Here is a 26,107-nt window from a genome sequence, read left to right on the forward strand (position 1 = left end):
TGAAACAGGCGGGGGAGGCGCAGTCGGCAAGACGTAGATGCCAAGACGAGAATGCCCGGGACATAGGCGAGCGGAAGCGACGCCGTCCTTCGGACGGCTATGCCCGGGCATGACGCATTGAGAAACCGATCAGTGGGAAGCAGGAGCCGCAGGGCTCAGCGCGCGCGATCCAGCCGGCTGGCCTGATACTTGGCGTGCCATTTCGGGCCAGGCCCGCGCATGTAGTGAAGCTCGGGGCGGTAGGGATTGCCCGCGACCCGCATCAGCGTCTGCCATTTGCTGGCGACGAAGTTCAGGGGCTGGCGGAGCAGGGTCAGGGACGCGAGCAACATGGCATCGCCTCAGTGCGGCTTGCCGAGCATGGCAGTGAAGGGGAGATCGAAGATCTCCTCGCCGTCGGAGCCGCTGACATGGATCACCCAGTCGCGCCAATCCTCAGCGCCGGGCGTCAGGATCATCGCGTTCATGATCTGGGCGGCACGGTCGCGCGCCTCGGTCAGGTTGGTCACGGCTGTGCCGCTGCGATCGATCAGCGTGCCGTCCAAGTTGGAGCAGTGAAAATAGACCTGGACCATATGCGTCTCCTATTGGGAGCGATTGGGACGGCAAACCGATACCATTCCAAGCCTTCGCGAAACATTCGGGTCGAGCCCGGTAAGGGAATCTACGGAGATTGGTCGGCGCCAAGCCCCCTGCCGGTTTGATCACAAGGGGGTGTTGATCAACTGGACGGCATTCCCACGGCATGGAACAACCCTGGACGGAAAGTCCGGGAGGCGCCGTGAACCACCTCACATTCTGGCGTGAAAGCCGAAGCCTGCGCGCATGCGCGGGCGCCTTGGTGGTCCTCCTGACCCTCACCTCGGTAGGCTCATCAGAACCGGTCCGCAAGAGCGGCTATGCGATCGGCACGGAGACCTGTGGCAGTGTCGATCTGGCTTTTCCAAAAATCCAGATCGACATGAAGGCGGGATTTTGCGCCGGCCTCGTCGCCAGCGAGGAGGATCGGCTGAAATTCCCGCGCTCGATCATCCAGGTGCCCGGTCGTGACCTGTTCGTGGTCGCCGACATGGCGGGCTGGGGCCATACCGATGGTCGGCTGCTGTTGCTCGACCCGCGCGCTCCCCAGGGACAGCGGTTCAAGGAGCTGCTGACTGCAATCGAGTATCCGTTCGGCCTGGTGATCGGCCCGGACAAGAAGCTCTATGCCTCGAGCGCGGAGACGATATTCCGGTTCGATCCGCTCGCCGACAATCCGCGCGACACGGTCGAGGCCATCGTCCGTCACATGCCCGGCCGCCGGATCACATTGCCCGACGGCACCAGGCTCGACGAGAGCGCGCATCCACTCAAGCAGTTTGTCTTTGATAAGAACGGCCGGCTGTTCGTCAATGTCGGCTCGCACAGCGACGACTGCATCACGCCGGCGCCGATCACGAGATCTTGCGCGGCGGCCGAGGGCGCTTCCGCGATGGCATCGATCTGGCTGTTCACGCCGCCACCGGGCGGTATCTTTCCGGCGTTGAAGCCTGGCGAGACCGACCCGCCGCACAGCGTCTATGCGCGCGGCCTGCGCAACTCGATGGCGCTGGCACTGCATCCGAGCTTCCCCGATGCGGGTTATGCCTTCCTGCAAGGCGAGAACGGCCGCGACCTGCCCGACATTTTCAAGCCGAACGAGGAGATCAACGCGATCGAGCCGGGCAGGCATTACGGCTGGCCTTATTGCTACGATCTGTCGACGCCCAGTCCCGAATTCAGGATCGTGTTGCAGTCGGGGGTCTACAAAGCGCTGTGCACCGCCAACGCTCTCTACAAGGCGCCGTTCTCGCTGCTTCCACCGCACGGCGCGCCGCTCGCGATGCTCTATTATCACGGGGCGAAATTTCCGGAGCTCGAAGGCAAGCTGCTGGTTGGCCTGCATGGCTATCGCCCGACCGGCAGCCGCGTCATCGTCTATGACGTCGACGACCACGGCTTCCCGAAGCCCGTCCCGGCGCCGGTGTCTTATCATGTCAGCTGCGCGGCCGATCCGACCCACAGCTTTCAGACCGAGGGCGGCGGCGTCGCCGCCGCGCCGTTCGAGGAACTGATCGCAGGCTGGCACCGCGTCAACGGCGCCCGGCCGCAAGGCGCCCCGGTCGGCATGACGGTCGCGGAGGACGGCGCCATCTGGCTGGTCGAGGACAAGAACCAGACCGTGATCCGGATCGACCGCGCCGCGGGCGATGCGCCGCCGCCGTTGCCCTGCGACATGCGGAGCCAGGCGCTGATCGATCAACTGGCGGTCTTCGTGGCCAGGGACGCGCCGAACAGCGTCCGGCTCACCAATTTGCGCAAGGGCCTCGTCGAAAAGCATTGCGTCGGCTGTCACTCGGATTTCGGCCTGAAGCCGGGCCAATCTGACGCTCAGAAGGACGCGACGGTGCTTCGCTTCATGCTGGCGCAGGATGGCTGGATCTATCCTGGTGATCCCGACTCCGGCAAGTTGCGCACGCGGCTTCGCGGGTTAGGCGCGGAGAAGCTGATGCCGCCGGGTGGCGAAGGCCTGCCGAAGGCCGAGCCTGGTTACACGCGCCTGCTCGAGACGGCGGATCTGCTGGTGTCAAAAATGGTTCCAGGCCTCCGGATGCGGATCAGGTCCGGCCCGCCGCAGCGCAAGTTCTTTGGCAAAACCAACAAGGAATGCGGCGAAATACCGGCCGCCAAGGTCGTCGTCGTGACACAAAGGAACGCTGTAGACAAACCCGGCTTCAGCCGCTTCTTCCGGCCGGCCGATCCCTATCTGAATGGCGAGTGCAGCGACGGCGATGGCTATTACATCCGGCAGGAATTTCTGGTGCCTGTGCAGTAGCGTTGTTTTTGTCCTTGCGACGGCGCCGGCCCGAGCAGAAACAAAGCTGTTCGAAAGCGTGCAGGTGACGCCATCAGGCGAATACACCTTCGGAATCGAAGGGCCGGCCGCCGATCTCGACGGCAATCTCTTCGTCGTCAATTTCGGCAAGCCCGGCACCATCGGCAAGCTGCCTGTCGGCGGCGCGGCGTCCGAGTCGTTCACGGCTTTGCCCGAGGGCAGCGTCGGCAATGCCATCCGCTTCGCGCGCGACGGCACCATGTTCATCGCCGACTACAAGAAGCACAACATCTTCGCGATCCCGAAGGGATCGACCGAGCCCGCCATCTGGTTTCACTCCGACGAGATGAACCAGCCCAACGACATCACCATCGCCCGCGACGGCGCGATCTACGCGAGCGATCCGAACTGGAAAGGTCGCGAAGGCCACATCTGGCGCATCGCGAAGGGAACCGACGGAACGGTGCAGGGACAGCTCATGTCGGCGCCGCGCGCGATGGGCACGACCAACGGCATCGATCTCAGCCCTGATGACAAGACGCTCTATGTCGGGGAATCCAGTAGTGGCCAGATCTGGTCCTACACAATCGGCGGCAACGAGCTCACCAGTCCAAAACTCGTCAAGGCGTTTCAGCCCGACACCGTCGACGGCCTGCGCACCGATGTCGCTGGCCGCCTCTACGTCGCGCGCATCCTCAAGGGCACGATCACGTTGATGAAGGCCAATGGCGCGGTCGAGCGGGAGATCGCGCTGCGGGCGAAGGAGCCGACCAATCTTGCCTTCGGCGGCAGCGACGGCAAGACGATCTTCGTCACCCAGCGTCAGGGCGGCTTCGTCGAGGCTTTCCGCACCGACCAGGAGGGCCGCGAGCACTGCCTTCAGCGCGGGCGCTGCTGAGCTTCACGAGCGATCTGCTTGCGGCGCAGGGCGGTGCGACAGGGGCGGCATTCTTCTTGCTTGCATCTCTCCGCCGCGGGGATTTAGACATCTGTGGCACTAGAGCGTTTTCGAGCGAAGTGGATACCGGTTCGCGTCAAGAAAACGCGTCAAAATAAGAGCCCTGAGCGACCACGGAGTGTTCGAGTGAAAGCCGTCCATACCGAGCTGCATCGCAGCCACGATCCGCAATTCTTCCTGGTTCGCGGTGTCGTCAAGCGTACCACCGAGCAGCCCGAGCGTGCCGACCGCCTGCTCAAAGGGCTCAAGGACGGCAAGCATCAACTGGTCGAGCCGACCACGTTCGGGCCGGGGCCGCGTGCGCGCATCCACAGTCCGGAATATTTGTCGTTCCTGAGCGAGGCCTGGGAGGCCTGGACCGCGCTCGGCGATTCCGGCCCGGAGATGATCGGCAATATCCATCCGGTGCGCCATGCCGCGACTTATCCCACCCATATCACCGGCAAGCTCGGCTGGCACACCGCCGATACCGCGGCGCCGATCGGCCCCGGCACCTGGGCCGCGGCCTGCGCCGCGACCGACGTCGCGGTCACCGCGGCACAGATGGTGATGGACGGCGAGGATGCGACCTATGCGCTTTGCCGGCCGCCCGGCCATCACGCCTATCGCGACATGGCCGGCGGCTTCTGCTTCCTCAACAACAGCGCGATCGCGGCTGCGCATCTGCGGCAGAGGCACGAGCGTGTCGTGATCCTCGACGTCGACGTCCATCACGGCAACGGCACGCAAGGAATCTTCTATGCGCGGCCCGACGTCTACACGGTCTCGATCCATGCCGATCCCGTCGCCTATTATCCTTACGTGTGGGGCTACGCGCATGAGCGCGGCGAAGGTCCCGGCCTCGGCGCCAACCTCAACATTCCTCTGGCGATCGGCACCGGCGATGACGGTTACATCCAGGCAATGAACGTCGCACGCAAGGCGATCGAATCCTTTGCGCCCGGTGCCCTCGTCATCGCACTCGGCCTCGACGCCTCCGAGCACGATCCGCTGAAGGGTCTCGCCGTCACCACGCCCGGCTTCCGCCGCATCGGACAGGCCATCGCGAAGATTGGCCTGCCGACCGTGTTCGTGCAGGAGGGCGGCTATCTCTCGGATATCCTCGGCGCGAACCTGACCTCGGTGCTGGCCGGATTCGAAGAGGCGCGGTGATGCTCGCTGAGTAGCCCATCATTCTCCGTCATTGCGAGCGTAGCGAAGCAATCCAGAATCTTTCCGCGGAGGGACTCTGGATTGCTTCGCTACGCTCGCAATGACGATGTGAATGGTTAGATCGACTTCATCAACAACTCAAAACATCCCGCTTGCCGCGAGCGCCTTGCAGACGTGCTGCATCTCGGTCTCGTCCGCGACCATGTCGAGCATGATCGTGGTCAGCCCCTTCGCGGCAAACTCCTTCAGCTTCGCGCCGATCTCCGCGTAGCTGCCGACGAGGTAGGGGCAGTCGGCCTGGAAGGTCAGGAACGGCAGCAGCCAATAGCCATTGTCCGCGAGTTCGCCGCTCTGGCCCTCGTAGAGGCGCCGTTTCCACACGGAATCGCTGTTCTCCACCGTGAGCACGAGCAGCTCGCGATCGTCGGCATTATCGCGGAAACGCGCCTTTGCCGCTTGCCGTGCCTCCTCGCGTCCCTCGCGGGCGAAAATTCCAAAATTCACGCCTGATACATCGAGGCCGAGATCGAGATCGGGCGGCAGCATCTGCATCTTGATGCAGCCGGTCTCCTTTGCGACGCGCTGTGCCGGCTCGGACTGGCCTGCGACCAGAAATTCCGGCATCAGCTCCGGCGGCAGGCGCGGCCGCAGTTGCAGGTTGCTCGCGCGGTAGAACCGGCCCTCGAAAGTCGCCGGCCGCGGGCTTGCCAGCAGCTGGCGCATCAGCGCAACGAATTCGCCGAGCCGGACATAACGATCGGCATGCGACTGCTCGTCGCCGAGCCCCTGCAGATCGCTGACCGCCGTCCCCGTGATCATGTTGAGATAGACCTTGCGGCCGTGGAGCTGCGCAAAGGACGAGACGAATTTTGCCGCCGTGAACGGGTGCATGTAGACGGGATTGACGGCGATCAGCGGCGAGGATCGGGTCGTCTCGCCGATGATGTGCTGGGCCATCGCCCAAGGCTCGACGAACACGTCGTTGCCTTCGAACAGCAGGATGCCTTCGAAGCCGTTGCGGTCGGCGAACTGCGCCACTCGCATCAGCTCGCCGGCATATTTCTTAGGGTCGCGGTTGCGCGAAATCGCGGGAAAGACGCGCAGCCGCGGCAGTGTCATTCAGCCGCCTCCTGCAGCGGCCATGCATTGCGGGTGATGGGAAGGCCGCCGGTGGCGCGGGAGCCGTCGGCGATCGCGAGACGATGCGAGGGCGACGGCGAGATCAGCTGGAATCGCCAGCCTTCCGGATCGTCGGCGATATCGGGCTTGAAGCTGATCTCGATGGCCTCGCGCGATACCTGCATCGCGAAGGCGTCGAGCGGTAAATTGAGGCCGAAACCCCTGGCCTTCAGATAGGCCTCCTTCAGCGTCCAGTAGTCGAAGAAGCGCTCGGTCGCAGCGGGCTCCGGCAGTCCGCGCAGCGTTTCGACCTCTTCCGGCGCGAAGAACCGAAGCGCGGTCGACAGTGGCGCCACCCGACGCGACACGGTCTCGACGTCGACGCCGACGGTCTCATGCCCCGATACGACGCAGGCGACGCAGCCGTCGGCGTGCGACAGGCTGAAATGCAGCGTGCTCGAGGTCTTGGGCGATGCGACAAACGGCCGCCCGTAACGCCCGGCCGCAAATGACCAGTCGGTGGGGGCGACATCAGGTGCGACGTGCGAGAGCGCGAGGCGCAACATCGCGTGCGCGAAAATATATTGCCGCTGGTGCCGCTCGAACATGAAGCGGTCGGCTCGTACCCGTTCGTCGACCGAGAGCAAGCGCCGGCACGCATCAACCCCATCCGGCGCGTCAAAAGTCTCGATCAGTCCGACAAACAGTTCAATTCTGTCGTCTGCCATCAATTGGGCCCATGGCGTCAGGCCGGGGCCAAATCCCCTGCCATGACGGAAGAATCAACTGAGCAAGAATCAAGTGAGCGGACCGCTTCTAGCGGTCCACTCGGGCGAATCCTTGTCGATTGCTGGCCGGTTTACGGGCGCAAGCTTGTGCGAGACCCCAACTCGCCACGCGAGCGGCCAAATCTGAAAACTGAAGCCCGAAAACTGAAGCCTGAAGATTCGTGCGGCGTCCCGGCCGACGAGTCTTACGTCTTCTTCTTCTTGGACTTCTTGGAGCCGCCCAGCATCGAAATACTGGCGTCGACGTCCTTCAGCGCGGACTGCAGCTTCTTCTTCTCGGCGCCGAGCAACTTCTGCAGGGCCTTGCGGTCCTTGTCGCTCAGGGAGGTGCCTTTGGTAAATTTGATGAAACCCATAACGAACTCCCCGGTTGAAAATAATCGCCCAAATCAAAACGCGAGAATAATCTTGCGCGATGGCGCCAAATAATCAAGATGCAACTTGGTCATTCACAGCTTTGACGAGTGACCCCGTATTCGCCCGTGCCCTGCGGTCGGTCATGCCGCCCTGCGATTGAGCAGCCGGCCGAGTGGCGCATTGGGTTGGACGAGAGCAGCCCCGAGCAGCGCGACGAGATCCTCCATCCACTGGCCGACCGTAGCGCCGTCGAGCAGCTCGCTCTTGTAATTGCATGAACCGGTGATTCCCGTCGGCCGCTCCTTGAGCATCAGCGACAGCCAGGTCTGGTCGATCGGCAGCACCGGCTGGCCTTCGCGGGCGATGTTGCCGATCGATCCTGTCGTGAGATCAGGCAGATCGAGCGGTTGGCGCAGCGGATTTTGCAGGGTGAAATAGACCTGGAGCAGCGAGGCTGGATTGACCCCCTCCTGCTCCAGATGGTCGGCCAGGATGTTGAACGGCAGCTCCTGGCGCGCATGCGCGTCAAGCACGCTCTGGCGGACCAGGGCCACGGCCTGCGCGAACGACAGCTCCGGCGTGATTTTGGTGCGAACGATCACCGTGTTCTCGAACGGGCCGACGATCCGGTCGGTGTCCGGCTGGGCGCGATTGGCCATGGCAGTGGCGATCGAGATGTCGTGGCGGCCGGTCCGCGCCAGCAGCAGGGCTTTCAGGCCGGTTAGCAGACACATGAACAGCGTACAATTGTGCTGGCCGGCGAAGGCTGCGAGCCGGCCGATCAGCTCACGCTCGAGACTGACCGGATGGTGCCCTCTGGACGGGCCTGGGCTTGATTCGCCCTCGAAGAGGGGAGCCGCCCCGCGCAAATTCTCCGTCCATTCAGCCGCCTGACGGCGGGCGGCATCAGTGCCGCACCACCAGCGCTGCCAGCGCGCCACGTCCGAAAAGGCCGGCGGCTGTTTCGGCAGCGGCACCGACGGATAGCCAGCCAGTGTCGCATAGCGGTTGGACAATTCCTCGAACAGCACGCCGATCGACCAGCCGTCGACGACCGCGTGGTGCAGCGTCAGCAGCAACACGTGATCGTCATCGTGGAGCCGCAACAGCCGGGCGCGCAGCAGCGGCGCGCGCGTGGTGTCGATCGGGACATAGGTCTCCTGTTCGATCAGGAGATTGATCTTGCGGAGCTCCAGCGCCTTGCGCCGCTTGTTGTTGTGGGGCTGACCGTCGCCGATCGTCTCGACAGTCAGGACACGGCCGAGGGCACCGGGCGCGGCGATGCGGCTGACGGGCTCCCCGCCGCTCCAGCCGAAATGGGTCCGCAGCGATTCGTGCCGGCGCACGATCTCGTCGATCGCCTGCGCCAGAGCGACCAGATTCAGCGGCCCCTGAAGACGGAAGGCGAAAGGCAGGTTGAACAGCGGCAAACCCGAAAGATTCTGCTCGATCCGCAGCATCTGGTCCTGCGCGATCGAGAGCGTGGGAGGGCTGCCTTCGGCCAGGCTCGCTCCAACCAGCCTTGCTAAACTTGCGGCCGGCTTGCGCGGCTTTGCCGCCACGGCCTCGTCGACCCGCCGGGCAAGCTCGTCGATCGTCGGTGCCTCGAAGATGGTCTTGATCGGCAGCGACACGCCAAGCGCCCGGGCGACGCGCGCCATGACTTGGCCCGCCAGCAGCGAATGACCGCCGAGGTCGAAGAAATTGTCGGTCACGCCGAGGCTCTCGACCTTCAGCAGGTCGATCCAGATGTCGGACAGCACCTTTTCGGTGAAGCGCCGCGCCGGCACAGTCGCATCCGGTCCGGAGCTTTCCTGCTGCGCCGGCGCCAGCAGCGCGCTCCGGTCGATTTTGCCATGGGCATTGAGCGGCACCTGATCCAGGAACAGGAACGCGGACGGGATGGCATGGCCCGGCAGCCGGCTCTTCAGGAAGTCGCGCAGCTCGCTGGCGCTGCTCCGGCTGCCGGATCTCGCGACGATGTGGGCAATCAGCCTGACATCGCCGCTCGCTTCGCGACGCGGTTCGACGATGCCGGCGCGCACATCCGGATGGTCGGCAAGCGCGTTCTCGATCTCCTTGAGCTCGATTCGGTAGCCGCGGACCTTGACTTGATGGTCGGCGCGACCGAGGCATTCGATTGTGCCGTCGGCACGGCGGCGGGCGAGGTCGCCGGTCCGGTACAGCCGGCTGCTTGCTTTGCGCGAGAACGGATCGGGCAGGAAGCGCTGCCGGTTCTGCGCGGGATCGTTGACATAGCCGCGGCCGACACCGGCGCCGCCGATGCAGAGCTCGCCGGTCACGCCGACCGGCTGCGGCTGCAGGCTTGCGTCGAGCACGTAGAACTGGGTGTTCGGCAGCGGCGCGCCGACCGGGACGTTGCCCGTCGTGGTCGCCGGTGCCCTGGTCAGGCGATGCAGCGAGACGTCGTCGGAACATTCCGACGCACCATAGGCGTTGATCAGCGGCACTTTCGGGCAGCGCGCGAACCAGGCGTTGCAGAGATCGACCGGCAGTGGCTCGCCCGTCGAGATCAGAAGGCGCAGCCTCGCAAAGCCGCCTCGGACCGGTGCCTCGTCCATGCGATCGAGGATCACGCGCAGCAGCGACGGGACGATCTCAAGCACCGTGATGCCCTCGCGCTCGATCTCGCGCGCGAGCAAAATCGGGTCCTGCACGATCGCGGTACCGCAGACATGGACGCGCGCGCCGACCATGGGCCCTGCGAGGAACTGCCATAGCGAGATGACAAAACTCTGCGGCGCGGTCTGCGCGATCACATCCCGGGACGAGAGGTTCAGCTCGGAGATGAGCGAGGCGAGATGGTTCGAAAGCCCTCGCTGCTCGATCATGACGCCCTTGGGCGCGCCGGAGGACCCGGAAGTGTAAATAAGATAGGCAAGGCTCGAAGCCGCGCGGCGCGCCGCGCGGGCCGGATTGGTCGACGCTGGCGCGATCGCATCCTCGAGCCCGGCCATTGGAATGCGCTCGACCAGCGGTTCGAGCAGCGCCTCCGCCATGGACGACTGCGCCCGTCCGGTCAGCAGCATGCGGGCGCCGCTCGATCCGAGGATGGTTGCGAGCCGTGCCGGCGGCTGGTCGGGATCGAGATTGAGGAAGGCAGCGCCCACGCATTGCACGGCGATCATCGCCGCCAGCAGGTCGGGTCCGCGCTCCGCAAGCAAGGCGACCACGGCCTCGGCGCCGACGCCTTCGAGGATGAGCCAGCGCGCGGCCGCCTGGCTGCGGCGCGCCAGCTCGCGGTAGCTCAAGGATGTGCGGCCGTCCGACACGGCGATCGCGTTCGGCGCCTTCTTGACCTGGCGGTCGAAGCGTTCGCTCGGATTGCCGCGCGTGGTAAAATTGGCCGGCACGCCCCGGCCCTGTGACAGCAGCTGCCGGCGTTCGGTCTCGGTCAGAAGTGCCAAGTGAGAGATGCGCTGCTCGGGATCGGCGATGACGGATTTGAGCAGGGTTTTCAACTGAGCGGCTATGCCCTCGATCGTCGCCGCGTCGAACAGATCGGTGGCGTATTCGAAGAAGCCGGTGAAACGGCCGTCGGCCTCGACCAGTTCGAGCGTGATGTCGAATCGCGCCACTTTTGGATCGATCTCGATCCGCCGCGTCGACAGACCGGAGAAAGATGCCGCCTCGATCGAGGCATTCTGGAGGATGAACATGATTCGGAACAGCGGATTGCCGTCGGTCCTTCGCGCGATCTGAAGCGCGCGCAGGACCTCTTCGATCGGGAGGTCCTGGTTGCGATAGGCATCGAGCGTGACCTGCCGTACCCGGCGCAACATGTCGCCGAAGCTCGGATCGCCGCCAAAATCATTGCGCAGGATCAGGGTGTTGGCGAACAATCCGATCAGGCGCTCGCTCTCGATCTGGTTGCGGTTGGCGATCAGCGATCCGGTCGCGACATCCTCGTGTCCGGTGTGGCGGAACAGCAGGCACTGGAACACTGCGAGCAAGGTCATGAAGGGCGTGACGCCCTGGTTCTGGCTCAGCGCACGCAGGTCGGCCGACAGGGTTTTGGAGAATTCGAGATAGTGACGGGCACCGTGGCCGCTCCAGACCTCCGGCCTTGGTCGGTCGGTCCGCAGCGGCAGTGTGGTGACGCCGTCGAGCTGCGTCCGCCAGTAATCGAGCTGCTCCTTGGCGGCCGGCGTCTGCGCCCAGCTCTGCTGCCAGAGCGCAAAGTCGCGGTACTGGAAGGCTGGCGAAGGCAGTGCCGCCACCTCGTTGTTGCGCGCTGCCGAATAATGGGCGGCGAGTTCTTCCCAGAACAGCCGCTGCGACCAGCCGTCGGTGACGAGATGATGGACGTTGACCACGAGCGCGTGGCTGCTCTTGTCGAACGAGAGCAACGTGACCTTCAGCGGCGCCTCGTGCGCGAGGTCGAACGGATGTTGCGCGAGCCGGAGCGCTTCGCGCCTGACCACAGCGGCCCGCTTGTCCGCAGGGCAGGCCTTGAGCTTGATCCGCTCGAACTGCGGCGGCGATTGCAGCACAAGCTGCACCGGCTCGCCCTCACGTTCGACGATGACCGACCGCAACGCCTCATGGCGCGCCGACACCGCAGCGAGGCCAGTAAAAAGTGCGGGGACATCGAGCCCACCCTTGAGGAGCGCGACTTCGACGACGTTGTAATTGTAGCGCGTGGGGTCCAGTCGCGAGAGCACGTACATCCGCTGCTGCTGGAACGACAGCGGCGCGTCTGCTTTCATGGCCTGGCGCCAGGCCGGCAACATCGTTTCGCGATGAATTGCGGCGGTCTCGATCCGGGCCGCAAGCGCGGCGGCCGTGGCGCAATCAAAAACGTCCTCGAACGAGAAATCGACGTTGAAGCGTTCGCGCAGGCGCGAGCGCATCTGCGTCACCGCGAGCGAGTCGGCGCCGAGCGCGAAGACGTCCTGATCGCTCCCGACCTGCGGCAGCTCCAGCAAATCGGCCCAGATCCCGGCGAGCTCAGTCTCCAGTGCGTTGCGCGGCAGACGCGCCTCCTCCTCGCCGCCGCCAATCGTTGCGATCAGCTCGGCCAGCGCATTGCGCTTGACCTTGCCGCTGGCGCCTTTCGGCAGCGTCGCCACGCTGCGGATCAGGCTCGGCACCTTGTAGGCCGCGAGCCGTTTCCGGGCGAACTGGCGCAACTGGTCCGAGGTCGCCTCGGAATTCGGCCGCAGCACCACGATTGCGGCGACGTTCTCGCCGAGCTTCGGGTGCGGGACGGCAAACACGCCGGCCTCCAGCACCGCCGGATGGCTGAGCAGAACCTCTTCCACCTCCAGCGGCGAGATCTTCTGTCCGCCGCGGTTGATGACGTCCTTGATACGGCCGACGATGAAGAGATAGCCGTCGGCGTCGAGATAGCCGAGATCGCCGGTCCGGAACCAGCCGTTGCGGAAGGCAGCCTGCGTCGCCGCCTCGTCATTGTAGTAGCCGCGGCTCATGTTCGGTCCGCGCAGCATGATCTCGCCGTGCTCGCCGCTGGCGAGCGCGCGGCCCGTCTCGTCCATGATGGCGATCTCCGGGCCCGCGGCGCGGCCGACCGATCCGACCTTGCGCAGCTCGAACGGGTTGGCCGCGATCTGCGAGGCCGCCTCCGTCATGCCGTAGGTTTCGAGCACGGGAACGCCGAACGTCGCCTCCAGCCCGTCGAGGATCGCAGGCGCAAGCGAGGCCGAGGCGGAGCGGATCACGCGCAGCGACGACGATCGGGCAAGATCCGGGTTCGCTTCGGCCGCCGTCAGCAGCGCGCGATGGATGGTCGGCACTGCCGTGTACCAGGTCGGTTGCAGCTGCCGCATCCAGCCGAAGAAGGAGGCTGCGTCAAAACCTTCCGTACAGATCACGCTGGAGCCCGCGGCCAGCGCCGTCAGCAGGCCGGAAATCAAACCATGGGCGTGAAACAGCGGCAGGACGTTAAGCAGACGATCGTGGGACGCGAGCGACAGCACGCGGCCGGCGTTGTAGGCGGAGAGGCACACATTGCGATGCGTCAGCGGCACCATCTTCGGTCGCGCCGCCGTGCCCGAGGTCAGCAGGATGAACGCGTCGTCGTCGCCGCGCGAGGCGCCGCTGCTGCTCGCCGGTCCAAGCGCCGGCCCGACGAACGTGCAGCCGCCGAGATCGTCTTGCGACCCCGGCACGAAATCGATCACGGCAATATTGAGCGCCTTGGCGACAGCGCGGGCCGCCGAGTTCGTGTCGGCCCGGGTGACGAGCGCGCTCAGCTTCAATTCGCTGAAATAGCGTTGCAGCTCGTCCGCCGTCAGATCGGGATTGACGGGCACGCAAGCGCAGCTCGAGGCGACCGCGATCAACGCCAGTGCGCTGTCGGCACCGCGCGGCAGCGCAACCGCAATACGGTCGGCAGGGGTAACGCCAAGCCCGCGCAGCGTGCGGACGAGATCCTGCGTCCGCGCGCCAATCCCGCCGTAGTTGAGGACCGGCCGGCCAGGGGCGAGGAGGGCGGGGGCTGCCGGCCTCTTGCGGGCATGGAAATCGAGAAGGCCGCCGATATCGGCGAATATCTTCGTTTCGGCCGTCGCGCTGGCCAATTCCTGCGGCGTTGGGCGTGTGACGTCCGACAATTCCGTTCCCTTTTGATCCGATTGGGCTATTCTTCCAAGAAGTTAGGGAACGCGTCCAGTCTGAGGTGAAGTTTTGGCCCCAAAATCTGTGGTTGCGGGGCCCTGAGCCCTTCGACGGAGTGATTGGTCGGGCGGAATCACCATGCTGGAGAATGAGCCGGGCACGGGAACGGAAGGCGGGCTGAAGCGCTGGCTCGATGGTATCGGTCTTAGCCATTATACCGATCTCTTCGCGCAGCACCGTCTCGATCTCGATGTCATGGGAGACCTGACCGAATCCGATCTGGTCGAGCTCGGATTGCCACTCGGCGATCGGAAGCGGCTCCAGCGGGCCATGACCGCGTTGTTCCGGGCCGAAACCGCGGAGAAGCCCGACGGGACGGCGCGCCCGCAAATCCGGACGGAGGTCGGCGCCGAGCGGCGTCAGCTCACCACCATGTTCTGCGACATGGTGGATTCCACCTCGCTCTCGGTGCAGTTCGATCCGGAAGACGTGCGCGACATGATCGCGAGCTTCCGCGAAACCTGTGTCCGCGTGGTGAAGCATTACGAAGGTTTTGCCGCCCGCTTCGTCGGGGACGGTATTTTGGTCTATTTCGGCTATCCGACCGCGCATGAGGACGACGCCGAGCGCGCCGTGCGAGCGGGGCTGGAAATCGTCCGGGTGCTGTCGACCGCCCGCGCGATCGAGCCGCGTGGTGCGCTCAGCCACTCACCCGCCGTCCGCATCGGCATCGCGACCGGTCTCGTCGTGGTTGGCGACCTCGTCGGACAGGGCACCGAAGAGCGCGACTCCGCGGTCGGAGAAACCGTCAATCTCGCCGCGCGCCTGCAAGGCCTGGCGCCGCCCAACGGTGTGGTGATTTCCACGTCGACCCAGTCGCTGCTGAAGGGGAAGTTCGACTACCGCGATCTCGGCGTCCACGCGCTCAAGGGCATCTCGGAGAAAGCCCAGGCCTGGCATGTGATGCGCGCCTCGCGGGTGGAGACCCGCTTCGCCGCCGCGATGGGCACGCGGCTGACCCCGCTCGTCAACCGCGAGGAGGAGATTGCGCTGCTGATGGGGCGCTGGCAGCAGGCCAAGGACGGCGAGGGCCAGGTCGTGGTCAAGTTCGGCGAGCCCGGCATCGGCAAGTCGCGCATCATCCAGGAAATCTTCGAGCGGATCGCGGGCGACCGCCATGGACAGGTCTCGTTCCAGTGCTCGCCCTATTACACCTCTACGGCGTTCTATCCGTTCGCCGAGCAGCTCAAATTCTCTCTCGGTCTCGATCGCGAGGATGCGTCCGTGCAGTCGCTGGCGAGCCTGGAGACCGCGATCGCTGCCGCTCATGGCGACATCGAGCAGGTTGCTCCGCTGCTTGCCGCGCTGTTGTCCATTCCGACCGGTGACCGCTATCCGCCGCTCGAGCTGTCGCCGCAGCAGCAAAAGGATGCGACCGTCGCGGCGCTGGTCAATCATTTTCTCGGCCTTGCGCGCGAGCAGCCGCTGGTGATCGCATTCGAGGATCTGCACTGGATCGACCCGACGTCCCGTGAGGTGATCGATCTCCTGGTCGACCGGGCACAGAACCGGGCGATCCTGGTCATCATCACCGCGCGGACCGAATTCCAGCCGAGCTGGAACGCCCACTCGCATATCACGACCCTGGTCCTGAGCCGGTTGAGCCGGCAGTTGCGCGCGACGCTGGTCGAACGCGTGGCGGGACGCGAGCTTCCCAAGGAAGTCATCGAGGAAATCATCGTCAAGACCGACGGCGTGCCGTTGTTCCTGGAGGAGCTGACCAAGACGGTGCTCGAATCCAACCTCCTGACCGAACGGCACGGGCGCTACGTGCTGTCGGGCCCGTGGCGGCAGCTCGCGATCCCGGCGACGCTGACGGACTCGCTGATGGCGCGGCTGGACCGGATGGGGCCGTTCAAGCGGATCGCGCAGATCGGCGCCACCATCGGCCGCGAATTCTCCTACGAGACTCTGCACGCGGTCGCCAACACGCCCGTCGAACAGATCGAGGCCGCGCTCAATCACCTGGAGGAGGCCGGGCTGATCATGCGCCGCGGCCATCCGCCCGACGCGCTCTACTCCTTCAAGCACGTGATGATCCAGAACGCAGCGCATGCGAGCTTGCTGCACAGCGAGCGACGCAAGCTGCATTCCCGGATCGCCCAGGTGCTCGCCGAGATGTATCCCGAGAAGACCGAGCGCGAACCGGAGCTGCTTGCCCATCATTTGACCGAATCAGGCCAGAGCGAGGGCGCTGCCAGCTTCTGGCTCAAGGCCGGCAAGCAGGCGGCCAAGAGCGGCGCCAATCTGGAGGCGATTGGCCATCTGCGCCGCGGCCTCAGCGTCGTGCAGGCCAATGCGCGCATGCAGGGCGCCGACGAGATGGAGCTGGAGCTGCGCATCGCGCTCGGCAACGCGCTGATCGCCGCCAAGGGCTATGCCGTGCAGGAGGTCGAGGAGAACTACGTCCGCGCCCTCGAGCTCGGCCAGCAGCTCGACGACGACGAAAAGGCCTTCGCCGCCACGCGCGGGCTCTGGGTCTGTCATTTCATCCGCGCCGATCTCTCCCGCGCGCACGATCTCAGCGTCGAGCTGTTGAAGTTCGCCAAGCGCGAGCGGCTGAACGAGGGGACGCTGCCGGCACAGCAGACCGGCTATCTGATCGAGGCGCATCGCTCGATCGCGATGACCATGCTCTATCGCGGGCGCTTTGCTGTGTCCCAGCACCATCTGCATCGCTGCATCAACCTCTACAGCCCCGATCTGCACTCCGATCTGATGGAGCGGCACGGCACCGATCCCGGCGTCGTCTCGCTGTCCTATCTCGGCTACCTCTTGTGGTTCCTCGGCCGGCCCGACGCGGCGCGGCAGCACAGCGAGCAGGCGATCGCGAACGCCGAGAAGATCCGCCACCCCTTCACGCTAGCCTTCGCGCTCGTGTTCGGCGCCTATCTCTGTCAGCATTTGCGCGATGTCGAGGGCACGCGCGACCACGCCAACCGCGCCATGATCATCGCCACCGAGCACAATTTCCTGCACTGGAAGCAGCAGGCCGCGATCCTGCGCGGCTGGGCGCTGGCGCAGCTCGGCGAGGCCGACGAAGGCCTCAGTCAGATGCGGTTCGGTCTCGACGAATACGAAGCGATGGATTCCTGGCTCGCCGGCTGCTGGTTCCGCTGCCTGCTCGCGGAGGCCTACGCCAAGGTCGGGATGCGCGATGCCGCCTTGCGCGCGCTGGACGGTGCGCTCGCGACCGCAAGACGGACCGGCGATCACTCCTACCTCGCCGAAGTCTACCGCCTGCAAGGCGAGATCACGCTCTTGGACGGGGATCCGGCCTCGGTGCAGGAGGCCGAGGACCTGTTCAACCTGTCGCTGGAGATCGCGCGCAAGCAGGGCGCGCTGTCGTGGGAGCTTCGCACCGCCGTCAGCCTCGCGCGCCTGTCGCACCAAGCCGGCAAGCGCGAGCACGCTCGTCTCCTGCTCGTACCGATCGTCGGCAGGTTCAGCGAGGGCTTTTCCACGCCGGACCTGAAACAGGCGATGCAACTGATCGACGAGCTCGGCGCGGACGCGCCCGTTCGTGCACAGGTCGATCCCGTGAGATGAGCGATCTTGCCGCCGCGCGCGCGCGTTACGTGGAGCTGATCGCAAAGCGCGAGCGGATCTCCTCAATGCGCCTGCTAGAAGCCCTCGCCACCGTTCCGCGCGAAAAGTTTCTGGCGAAGGGACCCTGGCGCATCAAGAGCGAGGCGGCGCGCTTCTATCGGCTGACGCCGGATGCCGATCCCGTTCATCTCCAGGACAATGTGCTGGTCGCGATCGATGCGCGCCGCAAGCTCGACACCGGACTGCCGAGCCTGTGGGCGCACTTCATCGATGTGCTCGACGTCGGGGAGAAAGACCGTGTGGTCCAGATCGGGTGCGGGCTCGGCTATTTCTCGGCCGTGCTGTCGAAGATCGTGGGCCCCAAGGGCAGGGTGCAGGCAATCGAATGCGACGAGCGGCTTGCGGCGCGCGCCGCGACCTATCTTGGCGCCTTTCGCAACGTCGCGGTCGTCCATGGCGACGGATGCGAGGACATCGGCGAACCCGCCGACGTGATCATCGTTCATGCCGGCTTCTCGCAGCCGCATCCGCTCTGGCTTCGGTCGCTTCGTCCGCGCGGCCGGCTTCTGGTGCCGCTGACCCAGCGGGACCGCGAAGGCGCCGCGCTCAAGATCACCCGCAGGGGCAAGGGGTTCGAAGCCGAGGCGGTGCAGCAGATCCGGATCTTCCCCGGTCAGGGTCGAGGCGTGACCGCGCTCGACGACCGCGTCGCCGACTGGTGGCAGCGCGCCTCCGCGCTGGCGCCGCTGCGCTTTCGCGGCATCGAGCAGGGGCTGCCGTCGGATGGCTAATGATTCGTTTCATTTTACCTTGATTGCGAATGTAAGTATTCAACGCGCCTCGGCGCCGCTATGAGTACGGCCTGATCGCCATACGAGCGCGCGCCATGCATTCCGTTGCCCTGCTGACCGCCAGCTACGCCAAGGATATCGAGCGTTTTTCGCTGCTCAGCGAGAGCATCGACACCTGGTTGACGGGCTACACGCGGCATTATGTTCTCGTTAACGATGAGGATCTGCCGCTGTTCGCGCGGTTCGCTTCCGACAAGCGTGTCATCGTTCCGGCCTCGCGCTATTTGCCGAAATGGCTGTGGGCGCTGCCGCCGGCTCTGCAGTTCATCAGCAAACGGCGCGTCTGGCTGTCGCTGCTGTCGTCACCCGTTCATGGCTGGCACATCCAGCAGATCCTCAAGATCGCCGGCGTCCTCAACGCGCCCGAGCAGCGCGTCTGCATCCTGGATTCGGACAATCTGTTCTTCCGCGAATTCGACGTCGGCCAGTATGCCGGCGGCGAGAAGACGCCGCTGTTCGTCACGCGCAACGGGATCGACGCCGCCCACCCCTTGCATGTCCTGTGGCTCCGCACCGTCGATCAGCTCCTTGGCATCAAGGAAAGGTCCTTCCCCGCGGACGACTATGTCGGCAACGCACTGGTGTGGGACAAGGACACCGCGCGCGCGATGACCGACGCGATCAAGTCGGCGACGGGATTGAACTGGGTTCTGGCGCTGTGCCGGAAAAAGAAGTTCTCGGAATATCTCATGTACGGCCATTTCGTCGCGAACGCGCCCGCGCATCTGGCCACTCATCGGGTCACCGAGGATAGCATCGCGGTCTCGCATTGGGATGACACGCGCCTCGACCGCCCGGCCATCGAAGCGATGATGCGCGCCGCTTCGCCCGACCAGGTGGCGCTGTGCATCCAGTCCTATTCGTCGACCTCGATCGACGACATCCGCGACGTGTTCCGCCTCAGCTCGCGCGACCGTCGCAGTCCGAGCCTTTCGCCCGATCACATGGGCGATGCGGTTGAGTTCGAAGCACCGACGAAGACGCGCTAGGGCATGATCCGGAAAAGTGTGCAGCGGTTTTCCGAAAAGACCATGCTCAAAATAAAGCCGTTTAAGCGTCCCTCGTGAACTTGTTGATCACGTTCATGAACGGCTTCGGCTTGAACTCGCCGTCGAGCGGCAGAGGACGGTTCGGCTGCTTGTCGGCGCGGGCAAAGGTGCCGTTGATCCAGCTATAGCGGTCCGAGAGACCCCAGGTCAGGATCGAGCGCACCGGTCCGCTGGTCGAGATCGCGGTCAGGAGATCGTCGACGCGCTTGGCGACGATGGCATCGCGCTCCGCCGGCGTCCCCGTCAGCTTCTGGTCGTCGACATCGAGCTCGGTGACATACACCTCGAGGCCCCAGGCGCGCAGCTCGGTGACGAATTCGGCGAGCCCATGGGTGTCGATCTCGAGCTCGGCATGCAGATGCGATTGCAGTCCCACGGCGTGCAGCGGCACGCCCTGGTCGAGCAGCTCCATGATGAGTTGGCGGTAGGCCGCGCGCTTCGCAATGAACGTGTCCTTGGCCGACTCGATGTCATATTCGTTGATCGCGAGCTTGACGAAGGGGTCGGCCGCGGCCGCCGTGCGAAACGCCAGCGGAATCCAGCGATTGCCCAGATGCTGCGTCCAGAACGAGTCGCGCCGGTCTTTCGGACTGCGCGGATTGTCGGGGATCGGCTCGTTGACGACGTCCCACGACGTCAGCTTGTCCTTGTAATAGGAGACGACCGTGCCGATGTGGTCGACATAGGCGCGCTCGACGCCCTTGGCATCCTTGATCTGCTTGGTCCAGTCCGGAATATCGTGATACCAGGCGAGCGCGTGCCCGCGCATCGTCAGGTCGTTCTGCCGGGCGAAATCCAGTATCGCGTCGGCGCGTTCAAAGGCAAAGGTGTGCGCGTCCGGACGCAGCATCGGCCATTTCAGCTCGAGCACCGGAACCACCTGCGTGCAATACGTGCTGATGGCTTCGCCGAGCCTGGGATCGGCTTGCAGATCCCAGAGCGTGGCCGCGGCACCAAATCCCTGATGGCGCTGGGCGAGTTTCGATGCCGGCGCTGCGGACGCCGATGCGCCCGCCGCAAGTGCGGCGGCGCTGCCGAGGAGAAATTCGCGTCTGTCGAGCCTGGTCACGGCATTCCTTAATCGGAGCCAACGCGCCATCGTACCAAGCGACGCCTTGCACCGCCGGGGTTTTCCCCTCGTTGGGTTAACTTTGCCATCTGCGAAATCACGGTTCCTTTCGGTGGCCAGGCCCCGTCAGGGAAGGGCAAATTTAACGCTAACCCGCGAAAGCGGCCTCAAAGCCGCATTCGCCGCCCGATCTCCAGACTTATGTGACACTCTTGAGGGATGCTGCGGCGCAATTCGTTCGCCCCGCCATGGTCCAATTGATGAACGGCCGTCACACTCGCAACAACGTTGCCGGTCCCGTGCTCGCATGCTGAACCGCCATTTCTCGATTTATCTCGTCGCCTACATCCTGCCTGCGGCGGTGGGCTTCTTCGCCGTCACGGCCTACACGCGGCTGCTGACGCCGGCGGAGTACGGCGTCTATGTCGTCGGCATCAGCCTGGCCGGCATTCTGGGCGCGATCTTCTTCGCCTGGATCAAGCTCTCGGTGTCCCGCTATCAGGCGATGTCGGCCGAGGTGGATTTTCGCGGCACGGCGATGGTCGCCTTCGCGCTTACCGTCGCCGTCCTCTGCGCCACCACGCCGCTGGTCTTCCTGTTCCGCAGTGATCTCAGCGTCGGGCTGCTGCTTGCCAGCATGTTCGTCGCGATCATGGCGAATGCCGTCGATGTCGGCCAGGAGTTCGAGCGCGCAAAATTGCGCCCTTACAGATTCGCGGCGATCTCGATCGTGCGCAGCGTGTCGAGCGTCGGTTTCGGCCTGCTCGGCATCTGGCTCGGCTGGGGTGGACTGGGACTGCTCGCCGCATTCGGCCTGGGTTCGCTTGCCGGGATTATCCTGAACCTCGTCGGTGACCGCACCAGGATCGCGCGTTTTCAGCGCAGCCAGTTCGTGCAGCTCGCGCGCTACGGCCTGCCGCTGACGCTGGCCGGATTGTCCGTCGCGGTCTACTCGGCCTGCGACCGCCTCATCGTGGCATATTTGCTCGGCAAGGACGCCGCCGGCATCTTTGGCGTCGCTGCCGATCTGCCGCGACAGTTCATGGTCATGATCGCCTCCAGCGTCGCTGCGGCAACAGTGCCGCTGGTGTTCCGGTCATTGTCGGAAAAAAACAACGAGACGACGCGGGAGCGGCTGACCGAGAGCCTCGAACTTCTGCTCGTCGTGGTCGCGCCCGTCGCCGTCTGGCTCGCGCTCGCAGCCGACCAGGTCGCCGGCACACTCGTCGGCGTCGACTTCCGCGCCGGCGTATCGGCGCTGCTGCCGACCCTGGTGCTCGCCCGGTTGTTCGGCATCGCCAATCAATTCTACGTGCAGATCAGCTTCCAGCTTGCCGAGCGGCCGTTCATGCTGGCGGCGCAGTCGTTCCTGACGCTGGTCGTCAGCGTGGCGTTGATGTTCGTGCTGGTGGCCGGCCATGGCCTCTACGGCGCGGCGCTGGCAACGCTTGCGACCGAGGCGATCGGCTTCCTCGTTGCCGTCGCCCTGATGCATCGCGCCCATCCGGTTCCGTTCGACCTCCACCGCCTCGCCGGCGTTGCCGTCTCCGCCGCGGCGATGGCGGCTGCGATTCTCGTTGCACGATCCCAGGTCAATGGCATCGGCCTCGTCCCGCTCATGGTTGTGAGCCTTGCGGGCGGCCTCGCTTATGCCGCCGCAGCGTGGTTGCTGAACGTCGCAAATGTCCGGACGCTGTCGTTGCGTTTCCTGCGAACCTTCAATCGGAAGGCGTTAGGCGTTTAGCCGCGGCGTCTGACGAGGCTCGTCCTCACCGTCTGAAGCCCTGAAAGCGCCGCTTGACTTGGCGATGGCTCGGTTTCGGCCGGAAGCGGTCCAGGTGGTGGGCGATTTTGTTGCATCCTTGGCCATAACCGTGCTTCTTGGGCCGCATGTCGGGAGCAGAGCAGACTATGACCCAAGGAATACCGGAAATCCGCGCATCGGCGCAGTTGCTCGCCCGCTATCGCGAGCCCGACAATGCGCGGGGTGTCCTCGAACTGGCGATTACGGCGATACCGTTCGTTGTCATCTGGGCTCTGATCTGGGCCGCTCTGGACCAGGGCTATTGGTTTGCCCTGCTGCTTGAGGTGCCCGCGGCGGGTTTGCTGGTCCGCCTCTTCATGATCCAACATGATTGCGGACACGGCTCGTTCTTCCGCGGCCGCGTTGCCAACGATTGGGTCGGCCGTGCCCTCGGCGTGATGACACTGACGCCATACGGCTACTGGCGGCGTAACCATGCAGGCCATCATGCGAACTCCGGCAATCTCGATCAAAGGGGCTTGGGCGACATCGATACGCTGACCACGCGTGAATTTCTCGGGCGGTCCCGATGGCGTCGGACGCTGTATCGCTTGTATCGACATCCCCTGGTGATGTTTGGCGTCGGCCCCTCGTATTTGTTCATCTTGAAGCACCGATTGCCGGTCGGGATGATGCGTCGCGGCTGGAAACCCTGGCTAAGCACGATGGGCACGAACATCGCCCTCGCGGTTCTCGTCGTCACGATGATCCAGCTGGTCGGCTATGGGCCGTTCCTGCTCGTGCATCTGCCCATCATTGTTCTGGCGGCGTCGATCGGCGTCTGGCTGTTCTACGTCCAGCATCAGTTCGAGCACACGCACTGGGCCCACGACGAGACCTGGAATTTTCACGACGCCGCGCTGCACGGAAGCTCTCACTACCAACTGCCGGCTGTCTTGCGATGGTTCACGGCCAATATCGGCGTCCACCACATCCATCATTTGTCCAGTCGAATTCCCTACTATCGCTTGCAGGACGTCTTGCGCGACAATCCGCAGTTCGCTGGTGTCGGGCGGATAACGCTGCTCCAGAGTTTGCGGACCGTGCGGCTGACCTTGTGGGACGAGGAGCGGCAGCGGCTCGTCTCCTTTGGAGAGGCGGCCTTGTTTGGAAAGGGAGCCAAGCTTGTTTGAAAAGGCGGCCTTGGCCCCAGCGGTTTCGCTTACACCGCCCCCGCGCGGCCGCCGAATGGCGTGAATCCGCGCGATCGGAAAGGCGATGGGCGTTCAGCGCCCGTTCAAGGTGGCCTCGCCGTCCGACGTCAGGCGCTGGCAGCCGTGTCACCGACCCCCGGTCATTCTGTCGCAGCGATAGAGCGCGAGCTTCGGCCGCGCGCCGCCCTTCCGCCTGCGTCAACCGTCGTATATGAGATTTATCGCCGGAACGTGCCGAATGTCGCCACAGACGGAACGTAAGGCGGCTGCGATTTCTTAATTCAATGATCGCAATCTGATCAATGACCGGCGGATTGGCATTTCGACCGAGGATGGCATGAGAAACCTGATGACAACGGCGCAATCTACCGTGGCGATGCGGCGTTGGGGGCCTCCCGGAATTGTGACCTTGGCGGCGATGCTCGCCTTCGCGGCCCTGGCCCCGGCCAATGCGGCCAAGCAGGCGCGCCAGCCGGCCGAGGCGGTGGCGCCCCGCGAGGCCGGCGAGCCGATCATGGCGATCGTCTCGATCAAGAGCCAGCAGGTCACCTTCTACGACGCCGCGGGCTGGATTTTTCGCGCGCCGGTGTCCACCGGCACGACGGGACGCGAGACGCCGGCCGGCGTTTTCGCCATCGTCGAGAAGGACAAGGACCACCACTCGACCATGTATGACGACGCCTGGATGCCGAACATGCAGCGCATCACCTGGAACGGCATCGCGCTGCATGGCGGGCCGCTGCCCGGCTACGCCGCTTCGCATGGCTGCGTGCGGATGCCGTTCGGCTTCGCGGAGGGCCTGTTTGATAAGACCAACATCGGGATGCGCGTGATCATCTCGCCGAACGACGCGGCCCCGATCGACATCGTTCATCCCGCATTGTTCATGCCGAAGCGGGACGCCATTGCGGCGGCGCCGGGCCAGATCGGCAAGCTCTCCGGCGAGGCCGAGGAGGCCACAAGGGCGGCCGACGAGGCCAAGAAGGCTGCGACTTTGGCCGCGAAAGAGGCGGCCTCGCTACCCGCCTCGCTGCGCAAGCTGGAACAGCAGAAGACCCGGGCCGACGCCGAGCTCGCCTTCGCCGACAAGCAGCTCGCGGCCGCCAAGACCGATCAAGCCCGCGCCAAGGCCGAGGAGCTGAAGCAGAAGGCCGCCACCAAGGCCGCCGACGCGGCGGCGCAGCTCGATGCCGCCAAGGCCGCCGCACAGCCGAGGCGCGATGCGGTCGCTGCCACGAAAGAGGCCGCCAAGGCGGCAGCGGCCAGGAAGGCCGATGCCGTGAAGGCTGCGACCGACGCAAAGCTCGCGCTCGAACCGGTCTCGGTCTACATCAGCCGCGCGACGCAGAAGCTCTATGTGCGGCGGAACACGCACAAGCCGGCACCGGACGGCGGCGGCGAGGTGTTCGACACCAGCATCGAGGTTCCCGTCACGATCCGCAATCCCGACCAGCCGCTCGGCACGCATATCTTCACGGCGATGGCGAAGAACGACACCGGCCTGCGCTGGAGCGTGGTCACGATCGAAGACGGCGACAACGCCAGGAACGCGCTCGATCGCATCACCATCCCGCAGGAGGTGCTCGATCGCATCGCCCCGACCGCGTTGCCGCGGTCCTCGATCATCATCTCGGACGAGCCGCTGAGCAGCGAGACCAACTACCGCACCGAGTTCGTCGCGGTGCTGAGCAACCAGCCCCAGGGCGGTTTCATCACGCGCAAGCCGACCGCGCCTCCGATGGCCATGGCGAGCGACGACGGCTGGGACAATGGCGGCAACGGTTTCGGCTTCTTCTTCCAGCGCGATCCGAACCCGCAGCCCGTCAATCCGCGCCGGCGTGGCCAGTATCAATACTATCAGCCGGCACAGCCGATGCAGCGGGGCTTCTGGTAGGAGGCGGACAGATCGAAGTCCGCCACTATCGCCGCGCCTCGATCACGATAGCCTGGATCTTGCCCTCGATCGGTCCGGACCCATGGCGCGTTCGGATGGCCTCGGCGACGATGTCGGTCGCAGCCTGAAGCTTGCTGGCATCGCGTGCCTCGATCTCGCTGCGCAGCGGCGTGCCCTGGCAGAGCGCGATCGCGACGTGCTCGGGCGACGGCGCGCGGCTTATTTCAGCTCGCGTTTCGATCGATATGTCACGGAAGCCTGCGCGTTCGAGGTCGGTTCTGATGACCGCCTTGTCGTGATAGCCGTGCGGCGTCCGGGCCATGAAACGGGGCGGGTCGTCGGGAAACAGCTTTTCGAGGGCGACGGTTGCTTCATGCGTCAGCACATTGTCCTCGATGCGATCCCAGACGTTGAACACGAACGTGCCGCCATCCTTCAGGACGCGCTTCACTTCGCCGTAGGCCTTGACGCGGTCCGGAAAGAACATGGCGCCGAATTGGCAGCAGACCACGTCGAAGGCGGCATCGTCGAAGGGCAGGGCCGATCCGTCGGCCTGGCGCCACGAAATGCGATCGTCATCTGCCTGACGCTGCGCCGCGACGGCGAGCATCGGCTCGTTGAGGTCGGTGGCGACATAACGGACGCCGCGCGGCAGCGCCGCCGCGACCGCGCGCGTCACGGCGCCGGTGCCTGCCGCGATCTCGAGCAGCACGGAGGGGGACCGGGCCGCGACACGTCTTGCGATGTCGTCGGCGTAAACGGCGAAGATCATCGGGACCAGATATTCGTCGTAAAGTTTAGGGATCGAGCCGGCGAAAACCTTGTCAGTGTTGGACATGCTTGCCTCGC

Annotated in this window: 17 protein-coding genes; 9 read left to right on the top strand and 8 right to left on the bottom strand. The window is 64.9% G+C overall.

Features of this window, described 5'->3' with window-relative positions; genetic code table 11:
- Positions 1-155: 155 nt before the first annotated feature.
- Together IVA75_RS08445 and IVA75_RS08450 are read right to left on the bottom strand one after the other, a co-directional pair.
- Positions 156-332, bottom strand: coding sequence for a hypothetical protein (locus IVA75_RS08445; protein ID WP_197031156.1), 177 nt, complete (start codon positions 330-332; stop codon positions 156-158).
- Between the two features lie 9 nt (positions 333-341).
- Positions 342-575 carry a hypothetical protein gene (locus tag IVA75_RS08450; RefSeq protein ID WP_007606355.1) on the bottom strand — a complete coding sequence of 78 codons (234 nt, stop codon included), beginning with the start codon at positions 573-575 and terminating at the stop codon, positions 342-344.
- 206 nt (positions 576-781) lie between these two features.
- Here IVA75_RS08450 and IVA75_RS08455 point away from each other — a divergent pair, with 206 nt between their 5' ends.
- The 3 genes from IVA75_RS08455 to IVA75_RS08465 all read left to right on the top strand — a co-directional run bounded on the left by IVA75_RS08455 (position 782) and on the right by IVA75_RS08465 (position 4,964).
- Positions 782-2,854, top strand: a complete 2,073-nt coding sequence (locus IVA75_RS08455; RefSeq protein ID WP_247282589.1) for a PQQ-dependent sugar dehydrogenase — start codon at positions 782-784, stop codon at positions 2,852-2,854.
- Positions 2,811-3,752 (top strand): SMP-30/gluconolactonase/LRE family protein, encoded by a 942-nt coding sequence (locus IVA75_RS08460; protein WP_247282590.1) that lies wholly within the window; start codon positions 2,811-2,813, stop codon positions 3,750-3,752. Before IVA75_RS08455 ends, IVA75_RS08460 begins: the two co-directional genes overlap by 44 nt.
- A 186-nt stretch (positions 3,753-3,938) precedes the next feature.
- Positions 3,939-4,964 (top strand): histone deacetylase family protein, encoded by a 1,026-nt coding sequence (locus tag IVA75_RS08465; protein WP_247282591.1) that lies wholly within the window; start codon positions 3,939-3,941, stop codon positions 4,962-4,964.
- Positions 4,965-5,102: 138 nt separating this feature from the next.
- Here the strand turns inward: IVA75_RS08465 and IVA75_RS08470 are convergent, their stop codons facing one another.
- The 4 genes from IVA75_RS08470 to IVA75_RS08485 form a co-directional block, all read right to left on the bottom strand.
- Positions 5,103-6,083 carry an LLM class flavin-dependent oxidoreductase gene (locus IVA75_RS08470; protein ID WP_247282592.1) on the bottom strand — a complete coding sequence of 327 codons (981 nt, stop codon included), beginning with the start codon at positions 6,081-6,083 and terminating at the stop codon, positions 5,103-5,105.
- Positions 6,080-6,811 carry a 4'-phosphopantetheinyl transferase superfamily protein gene (locus IVA75_RS08475; RefSeq protein ID WP_027568173.1) on the bottom strand — a complete coding sequence of 244 codons (732 nt, stop codon included), beginning with the start codon at positions 6,809-6,811 and terminating at the stop codon, positions 6,080-6,082. The genes IVA75_RS08470 and IVA75_RS08475 overlap by 4 nt, the downstream gene beginning before the upstream one ends.
- 245 nt (positions 6,812-7,056) lie before the next feature.
- Positions 7,057-7,227 (bottom strand): hypothetical protein, encoded by a 171-nt coding sequence (locus IVA75_RS08480; protein ID WP_162847227.1) that lies wholly within the window; start codon positions 7,225-7,227, stop codon positions 7,057-7,059.
- A 141-nt stretch (positions 7,228-7,368) separates the two neighbouring features.
- Positions 7,369-13,824: a non-ribosomal peptide synthetase gene (locus tag IVA75_RS08485; RefSeq protein WP_247282593.1), complete on the bottom strand. Its 6,456-nt coding sequence runs from the start codon at positions 13,822-13,824 to the stop codon at positions 7,369-7,371.
- A gap of 142 nt (positions 13,825-13,966) precedes the next feature.
- Here IVA75_RS08485 and IVA75_RS08490 point away from each other — a divergent pair, with 142 nt between their 5' ends.
- The 3 genes from IVA75_RS08490 to IVA75_RS08500 all read left to right on the top strand — a co-directional run bounded on the left by IVA75_RS08490 (position 13,967) and on the right by IVA75_RS08500 (position 19,277).
- Positions 13,967-17,437, top strand: coding sequence for an AAA family ATPase (locus IVA75_RS08490; protein WP_247282594.1), 3,471 nt, complete (start codon positions 13,967-13,969; stop codon positions 17,435-17,437).
- Complete coding sequence (locus IVA75_RS08495; protein WP_247282595.1) at positions 17,434-18,228, top strand: rRNA adenine N-6-methyltransferase family protein; 795 nt, start codon at positions 17,434-17,436, stop codon at positions 18,226-18,228. Before IVA75_RS08490 ends, IVA75_RS08495 begins: the two co-directional genes overlap by 4 nt.
- 95 nt (positions 18,229-18,323) lie before the next feature.
- Entirely contained in the window at positions 18,324-19,277 is a 954-nt protein-coding gene (locus tag IVA75_RS08500; protein ID WP_027568169.1) for a DUF6492 family protein, read from the top strand.
- Between the two features lie 61 nt (positions 19,278-19,338).
- Here IVA75_RS08500 and IVA75_RS08505 read toward each other — a convergent pair whose 3' ends face one another.
- Positions 19,339-20,406, bottom strand: coding sequence for an endo-1,4-beta-xylanase (locus tag IVA75_RS08505; protein ID WP_247282596.1), 1,068 nt, complete (start codon positions 20,404-20,406; stop codon positions 19,339-19,341).
- A 307-nt stretch (positions 20,407-20,713) separates the two neighbouring features.
- Here IVA75_RS08505 and IVA75_RS08510 point away from each other — a divergent pair, with 307 nt between their 5' ends.
- From IVA75_RS08510 to IVA75_RS08520, 3 genes are all read left to right on the top strand, one after another.
- Positions 20,714-22,150 (top strand): oligosaccharide flippase family protein, encoded by a 1,437-nt coding sequence (locus tag IVA75_RS08510; protein WP_247282597.1) that lies wholly within the window; start codon positions 20,714-20,716, stop codon positions 22,148-22,150.
- Between the two features lie 167 nt (positions 22,151-22,317).
- Complete coding sequence (locus tag IVA75_RS08515) at positions 22,318-23,343, top strand: fatty acid desaturase (RefSeq protein WP_247282728.1); 1,026 nt, start codon at positions 22,318-22,320, stop codon at positions 23,341-23,343.
- A gap of 358 nt (positions 23,344-23,701) precedes the next feature.
- Complete coding sequence (locus IVA75_RS08520) at positions 23,702-25,258, top strand: L,D-transpeptidase (protein ID WP_247282598.1); 1,557 nt, start codon at positions 23,702-23,704, stop codon at positions 25,256-25,258.
- Between the two features lie 25 nt (positions 25,259-25,283).
- Here IVA75_RS08520 and IVA75_RS08525 read toward each other — a convergent pair whose 3' ends face one another.
- Positions 25,284-26,096, bottom strand: a complete 813-nt coding sequence (locus IVA75_RS08525; protein ID WP_247282599.1) for a class I SAM-dependent methyltransferase — start codon at positions 26,094-26,096, stop codon at positions 25,284-25,286.
- Positions 26,097-26,107 lie beyond the last annotated feature (11 nt).

It is taken from the genome of Bradyrhizobium sp. 134 (assembly GCF_023074155.1).
GTDB lineage: Bacteria > Pseudomonadota > Alphaproteobacteria > Rhizobiales > Xanthobacteraceae > Bradyrhizobium.

What these genes read in the sequence shown, in the direction of transcription:
- IVA75_RS08445 (WP_197031156.1), bottom strand. Translation starts at nt 332, where the DNA reads ATGTTGCTCGCGTCCCTGACCCTGCTCCGCCAGCCCCTGAACTTCGTC.
- IVA75_RS08450 (WP_007606355.1), bottom strand. Translation starts at nt 575, where the DNA reads ATGGTCCAGGTCTATTTTCACTGCTCCAACTTGGACGGCACGCTGATC.
- IVA75_RS08460 (WP_247282590.1), top strand. Translation starts at nt 2,811, where the DNA reads ATGGCTATTACATCCGGCAGGAATTTCTGGTGCCTGTGCAGTAGCGTT.
- IVA75_RS08470 (WP_247282592.1), bottom strand. Translation starts at nt 6,083, where the DNA reads ATGACACTGCCGCGGCTGCGCGTCTTTCCCGCGATTTCGCGCAACCGC.
- IVA75_RS08475 (WP_027568173.1), bottom strand. Translation starts at nt 6,811, where the DNA reads ATGGCAGACGACAGAATTGAACTGTTTGTCGGACTGATCGAGACTTTT.
- IVA75_RS08480 (WP_162847227.1), bottom strand. Translation starts at nt 7,227, where the DNA reads ATGGGTTTCATCAAATTTACCAAAGGCACCTCCCTGAGCGACAAGGAC.
- IVA75_RS08490 (WP_247282594.1), top strand. Translation starts at nt 13,967, where the DNA reads ATGCTGGAGAATGAGCCGGGCACGGGAACGGAAGGCGGGCTGAAGCGC.
- IVA75_RS08495 (WP_247282595.1), top strand. Translation starts at nt 17,434, where the DNA reads ATGAGCGATCTTGCCGCCGCGCGCGCGCGTTACGTGGAGCTGATCGCA.
- IVA75_RS08500 (WP_027568169.1), top strand. Translation starts at nt 18,324, where the DNA reads ATGCATTCCGTTGCCCTGCTGACCGCCAGCTACGCCAAGGATATCGAG.
- IVA75_RS08510 (WP_247282597.1), top strand. Translation starts at nt 20,714, where the DNA reads ATGCTGAACCGCCATTTCTCGATTTATCTCGTCGCCTACATCCTGCCT.
- IVA75_RS08515 (WP_247282728.1), top strand. Translation starts at nt 22,318, where the DNA reads ATGACCCAAGGAATACCGGAAATCCGCGCATCGGCGCAGTTGCTCGCC.
- IVA75_RS08520 (WP_247282598.1), top strand. Translation starts at nt 23,702, where the DNA reads ATGAGAAACCTGATGACAACGGCGCAATCTACCGTGGCGATGCGGCGT.
- IVA75_RS08525 (WP_247282599.1), bottom strand. Translation starts at nt 26,096, where the DNA reads ATGTCCAACACTGACAAGGTTTTCGCCGGCTCGATCCCTAAACTTTAC.